General features: G+C 45.4%; 12 protein-coding genes. 1 reads left to right on the forward strand and 11 read right to left on the reverse strand.

Annotation, left to right across the window (positions count from 1 at the left end; genetic code table 11):
- Positions 1–40 precede the first annotated feature (40 nt).
- The 4 genes from K0I62_RS12640 to cysQ form a co-directional block, all read right to left on the reverse strand.
- A complete protein-coding gene (locus K0I62_RS12640; protein ID WP_220068461.1) occupies positions 41–712 on the reverse strand; it encodes a DUF2982 domain-containing protein in 672 nt (223 codons plus the stop codon).
- A gap of 137 nt (positions 713–849) precedes the next feature.
- A complete protein-coding gene (locus K0I62_RS12645) occupies positions 850–1587 on the reverse strand; it encodes a YdcF family protein (RefSeq protein ID WP_220068462.1) in 738 nt (245 codons plus the stop codon).
- A 127-nt stretch (positions 1588–1714) separates the two neighbouring features.
- Entirely contained in the window at positions 1715–2608 is an 894-nt protein-coding gene (gene mak / locus K0I62_RS12650; RefSeq protein WP_220068463.1) for a fructokinase, read from the reverse strand.
- A 25-nt stretch (positions 2609–2633) separates the two neighbouring features.
- Entirely contained in the window at positions 2634–3437 is an 804-nt protein-coding gene (gene cysQ / locus K0I62_RS12655; protein WP_220068464.1) for a 3'(2'),5'-bisphosphate nucleotidase CysQ, read from the reverse strand.
- 452 nt (positions 3438–3889) lie between these two features.
- Between cysQ and K0I62_RS12660 the strand changes: the two genes are divergently transcribed.
- A complete protein-coding gene (locus tag K0I62_RS12660) occupies positions 3890–5356 on the forward strand; it encodes a capsule assembly Wzi family protein (RefSeq protein WP_220068465.1) in 1467 nt (488 codons plus the stop codon).
- Between the two features lie 118 nt (positions 5357–5474).
- Here the strand turns inward: K0I62_RS12660 and cysC are convergent, their stop codons facing one another.
- The 7 genes from cysC to K0I62_RS12695 form a co-directional block, all read right to left on the reverse strand.
- Positions 5475–6110 (reverse strand): adenylyl-sulfate kinase, encoded by a 636-nt coding sequence (gene cysC / locus K0I62_RS12665; protein ID WP_220068466.1) that lies wholly within the window; start codon positions 6108–6110, stop codon positions 5475–5477.
- Positions 6111–6173: 63 nt separating this feature from the next.
- Positions 6174–7901: an SLC13 family permease gene (locus K0I62_RS12670; RefSeq protein ID WP_220068467.1), complete on the reverse strand. Its 1728-nt coding sequence runs from the start codon at positions 7899–7901 to the stop codon at positions 6174–6176.
- A gap of 121 nt (positions 7902–8022) precedes the next feature.
- Complete coding sequence (cysN, locus tag K0I62_RS12675; RefSeq protein ID WP_220068468.1) at positions 8023–9432, reverse strand: sulfate adenylyltransferase subunit CysN; 1410 nt, start codon at positions 9430–9432, stop codon at positions 8023–8025.
- Between the two features lie 65 nt (positions 9433–9497).
- A complete protein-coding gene (cysD, locus tag K0I62_RS12680; RefSeq protein WP_220068469.1) occupies positions 9498–10403 on the reverse strand; it encodes a sulfate adenylyltransferase subunit CysD in 906 nt (301 codons plus the stop codon).
- A 324-nt stretch (positions 10404–10727) separates the two neighbouring features.
- The gene (gene rfbA / locus K0I62_RS12685; protein WP_220068470.1) at positions 10728–11612 is read right to left on the reverse strand and encodes a glucose-1-phosphate thymidylyltransferase RfbA; all 885 of its coding nucleotides are present in this window, start codon (positions 11610–11612) and stop codon (positions 10728–10730) included.
- Between the two features lie 100 nt (positions 11613–11712).
- Positions 11713–12594 (reverse strand): UTP--glucose-1-phosphate uridylyltransferase GalU, encoded by an 882-nt coding sequence (gene galU, locus K0I62_RS12690; protein WP_220068471.1) that lies wholly within the window; start codon positions 12592–12594, stop codon positions 11713–11715.
- Positions 12595–12673: 79 nt separating this feature from the next.
- Complete coding sequence (locus K0I62_RS12695) at positions 12674–13843, reverse strand: nucleotide sugar dehydrogenase (protein WP_220068472.1); 1170 nt, start codon at positions 13841–13843, stop codon at positions 12674–12676.
- Positions 13844–13929: the final 86 nt, after the last annotated feature.

The following is a 13929-nucleotide window of genomic DNA, read 5'->3' on the forward strand; positions in this document are numbered from 1 at the left end:
AATAAGGATGGTAAGCCTATACGCGCGATACTCGTTACGATTATTTTGCGACTAAAGCGCGCTGCTTATATTCCCGAATTAAAGTCAAAAACTCTCTGGGCGCTCTATCCAAACAATCCACCGGAATATAAACGTGGTAACCCAATTGTGCATTTAATTGCTCACAGCGACGGGAAAACATCGCCTGCACGCCACTGTATGCCTTACCGTCTAAGATCACCGGCGAAAATTCAGAGTTAAGATAACGCTCCAAATCGGCAAGCTCACCGTCTAATGTCAATGATGACATCAGTAGCGGCCTTTGTTCTGTCAATAACCCCGTCGCTAGTCTGGGCGGAATATCATCGATGAGTAATGACAACTGTTTAAGCCTCACGCCAATATAAGGCAACTCATGATGATCAAAACCTTGAATACTTCGCGGCATATCCATACGCAAAATATTATCCCATTCAAGATAGATAGTGCCGCGATGGTGATGATAAACCAGCCCTTGCGCTCGCAGCTCGACACTAACTTCAGGCTGAATAAGTTTCGCGATCCCAAGTACGGTAAAGATAATGCCAAAGATCAAGCTCACCATACCGGGACCGATTAAGGCCTTAGATGAGATAAACAGCGTAACCGCGCAAAGCAAGGCCACCACGCCGATAAGGGTAAAGGTCCAGCCATTGCGTTTAGATACAGCGCGGATAATGATCGATTCTTGCAAGGTTAACTCTCTCTGCGATAAGTCCCAAATTTTAACTCGAGTCCAAATGATTTAAACACGTTATAAGCACTTGCCAGCGGGGCATTTTGCAACAAAAGCAAATTCAACTTAAACCAAATCTCACTTTAAGCCATATTTTACTTTGAACCATATTTTACTTTGAACCATAGTTGGCCAACATACTCATGAATTGAACGTTGCGATGCTAACATATTGCTTGCATCAAGCCGCCACCAATAACCACTACGAGCAATAAAATCGGTTGGTGCACTCTGAGGATGCATCCCCATATGCTTAAATATCATCATCGCCCGCGGCATATGGGTAGCAGACGTGACTAAGCGAAATGGTCTATCACCTATTTCCCACTTTAAATATTGAGCCTCTTCTATGGTATCTTTAGCCAACGGGAATTGAATAATACGACTGGCATCGACACCTAACGTAATCGCAGCCTTTGCCATGACCTCAGCTTGAGACGTCACATCTTCGCCGCCCCAACCGCTTACAACTAATTGACAGTCATTCCCCAAACTCATCTGACGGATCCCTTCTGTTAACCGCGCCAATGCGACAGCTGAAAGCTGCTGGGTCGCCAAGCCAGAGACGGTAGAATCATGACCACTACCTAACACCATCACCACACATTGCTCAGGTATAGGAGTGTTATTGGTTGGGTATTCAGATTCGAGTGGAAAGGTAAGCATATAACTGCCCCACTGACTGCTCAATATCAGCAATATCATAAACGAGCTAAAAATAAGCGACTTAACCAACTTACGACGTCTAAGGATAATAATGGCAATAAGTAGCAGCAGCACCGATAACGGGATCGGCATAAGAAATTGTGAAACGATTTTTTTTAACCAAAACATGGCTATCCTTGCCCCAAAATTCAGTTGAATACTAAAAAGAGCAGCAAGTTTAACCTAGGCGCAAAGCCAATACCAAGCACTAATCGTTGGTCTGAGGATGTGATATTCTAGCGTAACAATGACGACCTCATGACCAAAGCCAAGCTGCGCCGCGAACCCCAGATGATCCTCCATACCTATTTTGTACCACTGGGGTATGACACTCGCCACCCAACACATACTTAGGTAAGACATTCGGTAATAGCGGATAGATAGCCTCAATATTAGACACACCACCACCTAACACAATTACATCGGGATCTAATACGTTAATCACATGGGCCAAAGATCGCGCTAACCTGTCGATATAGCGATTAAAAGCTGCCGTTGCCAGTGGTTCGCCCTGCGTCATCCGCTCAGCGATCTCGATACCACTTTGCGCATCGCCACCAGCCGCTTTGTAATCACGTACAAAGCCGGTACCTGAAATGAAGGTTTCAATACAGTCTTGGTTACCACAAAAACACTGAGTCGAGTTAAATTCGTCCGCGGTCATCCAAGGTAATGGGTTGTGTCCCCATTCGCCTCCGATACCGTTACTGCCACCATGAAGCTTACCGTTTATCGCCAAACCGGCACCGCATCCAGTACCTATAATGACGCCAAACACCATGCCCTTACCCGCTGCCGCACCGTCCACAGCTTCTGAGATCGCAAAACAGTTTGCATCGTTAGCCACTCGCACCTCACGATTGAGTCGATGACCTAAGTCCACGTCCAATGGGTGACCGTTTATCCAAGTCGAATTGGCGTTTTTCACTAGACCAGAAAAAGGCGAGATAACGCCAGGGATACCGACGCCCACAGTGCCCTTTTGTCCCAATGTGGATTCTGCTTCGGTGACTAAAGCCGTAATGGCGTCGAGGGTCGCCTGATATTCACGTGGTGTCGGAATGCGTTTACGAAACAGCTCTTCACCATCTTCATTAAGCGCCACTAATTCAATCTTGGTCCCACCAAGGTCAACACCCATTCTCAACATACTCAACTCCAGCGCGGTTATCATGTTATTGTTTACTTGGCCAATGTTTAGCCGTAGCAATAAAATAAGGATTTAAAATATTTTCTTTCTGATTGTAGTCAAGTGGCAGGCCCGTTTCATAATTAATGACTAAGCCGCCAGCACTTTCTAACACAGCTTGGGCAGCTGCCGTATCCCATTCACTGGTTAAGCCTAAACGCGGGTAGATCTCAGCCTCGCCTTCGGCCAATAAACAAAACTTCAGCGAGCTACCAATACTGGTCATGCTATGTGCGCCAAGCTCCACTAAATATTTCTCTAAACCTGGGCTCACATGGGAACGACTTCCCACGACTCTAGGCTCAATCGGAACACTAACCGCTTGCGTATTTAAGTCATAAACCTGATGCGCGGTGGCTAACCATGCGCCTATATCTAACGCACCGTAGTAGCACTTATCCAATACAGGAGCGTAAACTACTCCAGCGACCGCTCTACCATTATCGATAAAGGCGATATTGACGGTGAACTCACCGTTACGCTTGATAAACTCTTTAGTGCCATCAAGCGGATCAATCAACCAATATTGTTGCCAATGTCGACGTTCATCCCAAGCGATATCAGCAGCTTCTTCAGACATAACCGGAATATCAGGGGTTAATTGCGCTAACTTAGCCACAATGGCTTCGTGACTAGCAATGTCCGCAGCAGTGACAGGGCTGTCATCGGATTTAGCTTCAATACCAAAATCTGCAGACTCATATACATGCATGATCACATCGCCTGCCTCTTTGGCAATCTCGACAATTTCAGCCAACCACTCTTGCTTAAATGTATGATTCAAACTCATCTATCTCTCTTCTGATTTTTATCTTTAGCACAAGACTATCTCCCGCAAAGTATGCCATTGATGAACATCAGTTATTAATAACTATTTGGTCATAGTTTTAGTAAAAGAAACTAAGGCGTCACAACAATAAAAGATACTAAGTCAGGGTGTTTGTCATGAAAAGCATTAGTGCCAACATTGCATTCGTATTCAAGCGCCTTACCAATACCGTTTCTATCTAATTTTTTCCCTACAGGACCAAACTTAACTGAGCCGTTTCTCAAAAACCAACTAGCCAGAACATATGTCAAACCCTTGCGCACCAGAAAATAAAACACTACAAAAACAAACTGATAACCAATATATCAATCCCATATAAATAGGTTCCGATTATTAATTCCAAAGCGGTATCAGCCTTGTTATCTCAGTCAAAATCTCTAGAATATGCGCCAGAAACCATTGAAGGGAATATCATGAAAAAACATTTATTAGCAGGAATAATTCTACTCTGCACAAGCTCTGCTCAAGCAGCTTGGTGGGTCGAGCCAACCGACTTACCACTTCGAGCAGACATTCAACTGCTTGCCGACACAGGGATTATCAAGCAACCTGTGACGACCTATCCCTTGATGTGGGCTGGTATCAAACAAGATCTCGATAGTGCAGAACGCCCTAAGTTTACTTCCGCTCAGACGGCTGCCTACGACAGGGTGATAAGCGCTTATGCCAAAGATCATCAAGGCTTGGATACCAGCTTTACCCTGAGCGCCGCAACCGATACCGCGCGTTTTTTGGGTTTTGGTCATGACTACCGAGATAAGGCACAAGCCACGGTTGATGTAGAGGTCACTAAAGAATGGTTTAGCGGCCGACTCTCTGCCAGTTACCATGAAGATCCAATAGATGGAAAAAGCGCTCGACTGGACAACAGCTTTGCTGCCGTAATGCTAGGCAACTGGATTGTTAGCGCTGGAGCTCAACAAAAGTATTGGGGGCCAGGCTGGGATTCAGGCCTAATACAAACGACTAACGCTCGCCCGATGCCAGGTATCACTTTTAGTCGCAATAACAGCGCCGCCTTCGAGACCCCCTGGCTCAACTGGATAGGCCCTTGGACCTTTACCACCAGTTTCAGTGAAATGGAGAGTGACCGTTATGTGCCCGATACCAAACATTGGGGTGCCCGAGGCACACTCAGACCCATCTCTCAACTAGAGGTAGGCTTCTCCTGGACCATGCAATGGGGCGGCGAAGGATATGGCAATAGTCTAGGTGACTGGTGGGATGGCTTGTTTAATGGCGGACAATCGGAAGGCGAAATTGAAAACGGCCAAGAAAACATGCTCGCAGGCTATGATTTTCGCTGGTCAGATACCGCCTTTGGCATCCCCTATGGTATCTACTATGAGCGAATTCATGAAGACTACCACCACGGCAAAAACAAGTTGATCAACTCCGCCAACATGGGGGGGGTAGATTTTATGATTAGCGAAATTAACACTCGCTTCTTTGTTGAATATTCCGATACCAAGGTCGCCTGCGGCATTGACTCCAATGTCTACAACTGCCTATATGAACATGGTTTTTATAAAAGCGGCTACCGTTACCATGGCAAAAGCCTCGGCAGCACCTATGACAATGACTCTGTAACCTTAGTGATTGGCGGGATCACTCAGTTGGGAGACGGTCACAGTATCACCAATAAATTGCGCTGGCTTAGACTCAACACCGATGGTATCGATACCGGCAATGAGGCTGGCGGCAACCCCGTCTCCCCAGGTGAATATGAGCGGGTATACCAACTTGATACCAGCTACCATAGGCCTTGGCTAAAGGGCACGCTAAAACTTGGCGGCACAGTGAGTTATCGTGAGTTTGTACGAGCAGGCGATGACGATTGGGACGCGACCCTCTATGCCCTGTGGGAGAGAAGTTTTTAAGCCTCATTAGCGTACAGGCATTGAGGCTTTCCCCGTGAGCCACCTCCTCCATACACTGGCGCCAACCTATTAATTAGGAGACGCGCCAGTATTTTTTCAGTTTTTTAAACCTTCTCAGTTAAACCGCGCTCAGCAGCCCCTGCTCGGCTAGATAATCCACTACCTGCTTGGCACACTGCTGCACCGACTGCTCGGCGGTGTTGACATGCACCTCAGGCAAACCGGGCGCCTCGTAGACTGAGTCTATGCCGGTAAAGTGTTTAATCTCCCCTGCTCGGGCCTTTTTGTAGAGTCCCTTCGGATCGCGCTGCTCACAGACATCAAGCGGCGTATCGATGAAGATCTCGATAAACTGCCCCGCGCCCAGCAGGTCTCGCACCATTTTACGATCGGCACTAAAAGGCGAGATAAAGGCGGTTGAAACCAACAAGCCTGCATCGACAAATAACTTAGCCACTTCACCGATACGGCGAATATTCTCAACCCTGTCCTCGTCGGAAAAACCTAAGTCGCCATTAAGGCCGTGACGCACATTGTCACCGTCGAGCACATAGGTCTTACAGCCTTTGTCATGCAGCAGACGATCAACCGCATTGGCGATAGTCGACTTTCCCGACCCACTCAGACCGGTAAACCAAAGCACGGCACCTTTATGACCATTGGCCTGCGTACGCTCATCATGAGACACGCTGGCCTGATGCCACTGGACATCGCTGGATTTCACATTTACATCGACTGTCTTATAGGGGGACATCGGCTTTCCTTAAAAATCAATTTTTACTACTAGGCAGTGAGTTAAGACTTAGCAAACCCATGACTAAAACGGGAAAAACAGTGGCACAGTAGTGAGTACAATCGCACCATAGGCTAGGCTCACAGGCACACCGGCTTTTACAAAATCAATGAGTCGATAACGACCAGCATTGTAAACCATCAAGTTGGTCTGATAACCATAGGGACTAATAAAACTACCACTGGCGGCGAAGGCAACTGTCATCACAAAAGGTAAAAAATCGACCCCAAAACCTAGGGCAATGCTATAGGCAATCGGAAACATTAGCGCTGCTGCGGCATTATTGGTGATCAATTCGGTCATCAGCCAAGTCGCAACGTAGACCAAAAATAACGCCAGCATAAGGTGCTCTTTATCAGCCACGCCTTCGACCCAAATGGCCACAAACTGCGCCACGCCGCTATTAACCAAGGCATGAGACAATAAAATAGCCGATGCGACGATTAGCCAGATGTCGACAGGGAAACGGCGAATCACCTCATTCACATTCAAGCACTGGCTGAAAATTAACACACCGAGCAGCAATAACATCCCTTGCAGCATTTCAATCACACCTGCTGCAGCCAATGCTAATGTCAGCACAAAACCACCAATTGAGATCCATGCCTTTTTGCCATTGATGCGAGTCTCAGGCTCAACACCACTGATCACAATAAAGTTCTTGCTAATGTTGTGGCGAGTAAGGAAGTCCTTGCCTACCGCTAACACTAAAAAGTCACCGGCTTTAATGTGAACCTCACCCAGCTTGCCCGAAATCTCTTCACCATCTCGGCGAATCGCCACCGCTGCTGCATCAAACAAGGCTCTAAATCCAGCCTTTTTCATGGTCTTGCCCACCAGCACACTTTCTTGCTTGACCACTACTTCGGTGAGGTTTGAGTCCAGCAGACCATTTTTTTCCGCAAACATCTCCAGCCCTGAAAACTGACTGAGTTGCATCACCTTGGTGATATCACCACTAAAAATAAGCCTGTCACCCAGCTCCAACACCTCTGTTGGTGTGACCGGACTGATCAATCGACCGTTACGCACCACCTCCACCAGAAACAGTGATTCCAGATGCCTAAGGCCATTGTCCTCTACCGAGCGACCAATTAACTCTGAGCCTTCAACCACCTTAGCATCAATAAAATAGCCTTTGGAGCAACTTTCTTCATGGGCGATATTGGGCAAAAAACCAGATACTAGCCTGAGTACCAAGCCACAACCCAATACCAACATGGCACCAATAGCAGTAAAGGAGAAAAACGATAACGAGTGACCCGAAGCATCAATATACATACTGTTGACGATGAGGTTGGTCGAGGTGCCTACTAGTGTTAACGTGCCGCCCAATATTGCCGCATAGGAAAGCGGCAATAACAGCTTACTGGCAACATGGTGAGGATTATTACGGATAGGCGAAAGTAAAGTCGCCACCACCGCGGTATTATTAAGTAGTGCAGAACTCAATGCGGTCATTCCGAAAAGCCGAAGCCAAGTGGTCTGATAACCACTGACTATCACCTTTGAGGCAATTACGCGCAGCAAGCGAGTTTTCTCTAGGGCAAAAGAGCACAAGATCAGCAGCACCAACGTCACTAAGCCTGGGTTTGACATGCTCGACAGCAGCTGCTCTTTGGTGACCAAGTTAAAACCAACCAGCACCAGTAGCGTCACGCCAAACACCAGCGAGGGCCGGTTTTGAAACCGGACTAAGCCCACGATAGTCGCGACAAATATAGCAATGGTGAGATATGCATTTAATGACATAAAAACCTGATACTGACACCTGATACTAAATTGGAGCGACGCCGCTCTGGAATAAAATTATTGTACCTATGCTAAGCCATCCATAAAAAAATGGTCTTAGCATTCGGTCACATAACCTCGGTTAGGCTTTCGAAATATCTTTTACGCCCCAATGAGGAAAATGCTTACGGACTAAGGCATTCATCTCCAGCTCAAACTCGGAGATCTCACGCTTCTTGCCTTTGCCAGCATCAATCGCTTTACGGATCATTCCCGCACCAACGGTCACATTGGTTAATCTATCGATGATAATAAACGCACCCGTATCTCGGTTGTTGTCATAAGGATCAAACTGCAGTGGCTCGGTCACCGAGAAGTGACAGTTACCCATCTCGTTAAGTGCTAACTGCTGAGCTGAGTGCTGGGTTAAGTGATTAATATCGACTTTATAGTTGATCGCATCGGCATAACCATACACAGCTTTACTGCCATGCTTAATGGCATATTCACGATCCACGCATAGCGGCTCTTCAGTCATCCACACCACATCAGCTTCAAAATGTGCGCTAGAGTTTGGCTTGTCGTGAGGGCGTACCAACATGTCACCGCGGCTGATATCTATTTCATCGGTTAAGGTTAAGGTTACCGCTTGCCCTGCCACTGCTTTTTCCAGCTCACCATCGAACGTGACGATAGCCTTGATGCGGCTCTCTTTGCCTGATGGCAAGGCGGCAATCGTATCGCCTACACGAATTTCGCCCGACGCAACCGTGCCGCAAAAGCCTCTAAAATCGAGATTAGGACGATTGACATACTGCACCTGAAACCGGAATGACTCGCTTTTATCGTGCTCAACTGACACAGTATTTAGTAGCTTAAGCAGGGTTGAACCCGGATACCAAGTCATGTGGGTACTTTCATTTACCACGTTATCGCCCTTAAGCGCAGAGATTGGCACAAAGCGCACGTCGGTAAAGGCTAAATCTTTGGCAAACTCACGATAATCTTTCTTAATGCTCTGGTACACGCCTTGATCGTAATCCACCGCATCCATCTTATTGATAGCGATGATCACATGCTTAATGCCCAGCTGTGAGCAGATATAACTATGACGACGCGTTTGTACCTGCACACCGTGGCGCGCATCGATAAGAATAATGGCTAAATCAGACGTCGACGCCCCCGTTGCCATGTTACGGGTATATTGTTCGTGGCCAGGAGTATCGGCAATAATAAATTTACGTTGCTCAGTCGCAAAATAGCGATAAGCCACATCAATGGTGATCCCCTGCTCTCGCTCAGACTGCAAACCATCCACCAGCAGCGCCAAATCAAACGCTTCATCAGTGGTATTAAATCGCTTAGAGTCTTTCTCTATCGCCGCCATCTGATCTTCAAAAATCATCTTACTATCAAACAGAAGACGGCCAATGAGGGTCGATTTACCGTCATCCACACTGCCACAGGTCAAGATACGCAACATATCTTTGTTTTCATGGAGTTTAAGATAAGACTCGATATCAGTTTGCAATAACGTGTTTTCAGTAGTCATGGTGTTTCTCTTATTCTGTATATTTAGCAGCGTACTTACGTCTTAGTATTCAATGGAATGACGGATTAAAAGTAACCTTCCATCTTTTTCTTTTCCATCGAGCCAGAGGAGTCGTTATCAATCACTCGCCCCTGACGTTCAGACGTTGTACACAACAGCATCTCCTGAATAATCTCGGGTAATGTTGTCGCTTGCGACTCTACCGCTCCCGTTAACGGGTAACAGCCTAAGGTTCTAAAGCGCACCATCTTGTGCTCGACCTCCTCTCCAGGCGCTAGCTCCATACGCTCATCATCAACCATGATTAACGTACCGTCGCGCTTAACGACAGGGCGAGGCTCGGCCAAGTACAGTGAGGGGATCTCAATACCTTCAAGGTAGATATATTGCCAAATATCAAGTTCAGTCCAGTTCGATAGCGGGAACACGCGAATGCTCTCCCCTTTATCCACTTTACCGTTATAGATGTTCCATAATTCAGGACGCTGATTCTTCGGGTCCCAGCGATGCTTACTATCACGGAAGGAGTAAACACGCTCTTTAGCACGAGACTTCTCTTCATCACGGCGCGCACCACCAAAAGCAGCATCAAAACCATGCATATCAAGCGCTTGCTTGAGCCCTTCTGTCTTCATAATATCTGTGTGTTTAGCGCTACCATGGGTAAAGGGAGAGATGTTCATCTCCAGACCGCGTGGGTTTTTATGAACAATGAGATCAAAGCCGTATTTCTTGGCCATCTGATCGCGAAACGCGATCATCTCTTTAAATTTCCAATTGGTATCAACATGCATTAATGGAAACGGGATCTTGCCAGGATAGAAGGCTTTTCGAGCCAAATGCAGCAATACAGAAGAGTCTTTGCCGACAGAATAAAGCATCACAGGATTATCAAACTCTGCGGCAACCTCACGCATGATTTGAATCGATTCAGCTTCGAGTTGTTTCAAGTGAGTGTGAACTGTAGACATATCGACTTCCGTATAATTCCAGTGTTATCAAGCTTCTAATAACTAATATTGCTAACCCGCAATAGCATTCAGTTCAATCTTGATGCTAAAGCGAATAATCGCAATTGATGTTAGATGGATAATACCAGCAGTAACTAAATTTAGAAGTTATAGATACACGTTTTTTTATACCAAAAAGAGATATGAAGTAATCGAAATTAAGGTTTGGGTTTGGGTTTGGGTTTGGGTTTGGGTTTGGGTTTGGGTTTGGGTTTGGGTTTGGGTTTGGGTTTGGGTTTGGGTTTAGCAGAATTACTACATGACAAGTAACTCACAACCAATCCCTCATTTACTACTTATCAAAGACATCAAATAATGACCATAGCTATTATTAAGCATCGGGGCAGCGAGACGTTTGATATCATCATCACTTAACCAGCCATTGCGCCAAGCGATCTCTTCTAAACACGCGACTTTTAAACCTTGCACTGTTTGTATGGTTTGCACAAATGAGGATGCCTGTTGCAGGCTGTCGAACGTCCCTGTATCTAGCCAGGCAAAACCACGACCCAGTACTTCAACGCGTAACTGACCACACTCCAAATAGGCTTGATTAATTTCGGTAATTTCTAGCTCGCCACGCTTTGAAGGAGTCAAACTTTTAGCAATATCGATCACTCGACTATCATAAAAATAGAGTCCGGTAACCGCCCAGCTAGACTTCGGGATTATAGGCTTCTCTTCAATTGACAGTACGTTAAACGCAGAGTCAAACTCCACCACACCAAAACGCTCGGCTTGATCCACCTGATAGGCAAAGAGGGTCGCCCCCTTTGCATCTTTATCCTTCACCCCAGACACTGTGCGTTTTAATGTCTCACTGAACCCTTGGCCATAAAACACATTGTCACCAAGCACTAAACAAACACAGCCATCGCCTATGAACTCTTCAGCAATAATGAATGCTTGGGCTATCCCTTCAGGTTTTGGCTGTATTTCATAAGATAGCGTGACACCAAAGTCACTACCATCCCCTAACAAACGCTGAAATAGATGTTGCTCTTCAGGTGTTGTAATAACAAGAATATCGCGAATCGCCGCAAGCATAAGTACCGAGATAGAGTAATAGATCATCGGCTTGTCATACACAGGCAGCAACTGTTTAGATACACCTTTAGTGATTGGATACAAGCGTGTTCCAGTTCCTCCAGCTAATACGATACCTTTCACATTCATCGCCTTGTTTAACCCCCCCCCTCAACAGCACCTAAAACGAAAAATGCTCACATTGTCGAATAAAGTGAACATTTATAGCTTTAAGCGGTACATCTCAACTTAACAGCGCTTGTAACTGTTTACGAAACTCATTACCCAGCTTTTCATTACGAAGGCCATATTCAACAAATGCCGCCATATAGCCTAGTTTGTCACCGCAGTCATGGGACTTACCCGTCATGTTAAATGCTTCAACCGTATCAGACTCAATCAACATATCGATTGCATCGGTAAGCTGAATTTCATCCCCTGCTCCAGCTGGTGTTCTAGCGAGTAAATCCCAGATTTTTTCAGACAAAACGTAACGACCTACAACCGCTAAGTTAGATGGAGCTTCATCAATCATAGGCTTTTCGACCATCGCCTTAATTACTGTTGATTCACCAGGTGCGATATCCACTCCGCCACAATCAGCAATCCCATACTTGTTTACTTCATCTAGAGCCACTGGTGCTACCATAATCTGGCTCGTTTGAGTCACCTTATAATGTTTGATCATCGCTGCCAAATTTTCAGTCTTTTGGTTAGCGGTGTACTCATCTAAAATCACATCGGGTAACACCACTGCGAACGGATTATTACCAATACAAGGTTTTGCACAGAGCACGGCATGACCAAGACCTTTTGCTTCCCCTTGACGCACATGCATGATGGTCACATCTTTCGGACAAATAGATTGCACTTCGTCGAGTAACTGACGCTTTACACGCTTCTCTAGCGTAGATTCAAGCTCGTAAGACGTATCAAAATGGTTTTCAATGGCATTCTTACTAGCATGAGTAACAAGCACAATCTCTTTGACACCTGCCGCAACACATTCATTGACGATATATTGAATAAGCGGCTTATCAACAAGCGGTAACATCTCTTTAGGAATAGCTTTTGTCGCGGGAAGCATACGGGTCCCGAGACCTGCAACAGGAATAACAACTTTCATCTTAATCCTTAAGATAAGAAAGCCCAATCTTATTGGGCTTTCTTATTAACTAACAGCAAATCTTAGTCAACCAAATCAGCTACATATCATTTCCAAACAGATCTCGAGTATAAACTTTATCAGCAACATCGAGTATCTCTTCAACCATGCGATTTGACACAATTACATCCGACATACGTTTAAATTCAGCCAAGTCTTTAACAACCCTAGAATGAAAAAATTCTTCATCGTCAAGCACTGGCTCATAAACAACGACCTCGATACCTTTAGCCTTTATACGCTTCATAATTCCTTGAATCGACGACGCTCTAAAGTTATCTGAACCACTCTTCATAATTAAACGATAAATGCCCACTGTCGTTGGGTTTCGCTTTAATATTGACTCTGCTATAAAGTCTTTGCGGGTAGTATTAGCATCAACAATAGCCCCTATCAAACAATTAGGTACATCGGCATAATTGGCTCTTAATTGCTTAGTATCTTTCGGCAAACAATATCCACCATAACCAAATGACGGGTTATTGTAGTGACTACCTATGCGAGGATCCAGGCCAACACCTTCGATAATCTGCCGTGCATTTAAACCATGAGCTTCGGCGTAGGAATCCAACTCATTAAAATAGGCGACACGCATTGCAAGATAAGTATTTGAAAACAGTTTAACCGCTTCAGCTTCTGTCGAATCCGTAAATAACAGAGGAATATCCTCCTTAAGGGCCGCCTCTGATAACAGCTTAGCAAACACAGTGGCACGCTCAGAGCGCTCACCAACAATAATACGGGACGGATGAAGGTTATCGTATAACGCCTTGCCTTCACGTAAAAACTCAGGAGAAAAAATAACATTATCGCACTTAAATTTTTCACGAACCGATTCGGTAAATCCAACTGGTACAGTAGACTTAATAATGATAACTGTTGCCGGGCTTATTGCTAACACATCCTGAATAACCGCTTCGACAGAATTGGTATTAAAATAGTTCGTTACAGGGTCATAATCCGTTGGCGTAGCAACAATCACATAATCAGCATCTTTATAGGCAAATTGCTTATCACAAGTAGCCATCAGGTTTAATGATTTAGTCGCCAAGTAATGTTCGATCTCTTTATCAGCAATTGGCGATTTTCCATCATTGATTAACGCGACCTTTTCTTCAATGATATCCACAGCCACAACCTCATTATGCTGCGACAATAATACGGCGTTAGACAGGCCCACATAACCAGTCCCTGCAATAGCAATTTTCATTGTTTAAAGCTTCCCAAAAAATAATCTACAAAAGGTAACACTAGCAACCTAAAAAGTCTTGAACCCTTGTTATAAACCGTGATTTT

Origin of the sequence: Shewanella psychrotolerans (genome assembly GCF_019457595.1) — a bacterium.
Lineage (GTDB): Bacteria > Pseudomonadota > Gammaproteobacteria > Enterobacterales > Shewanellaceae > Shewanella > Shewanella psychrotolerans.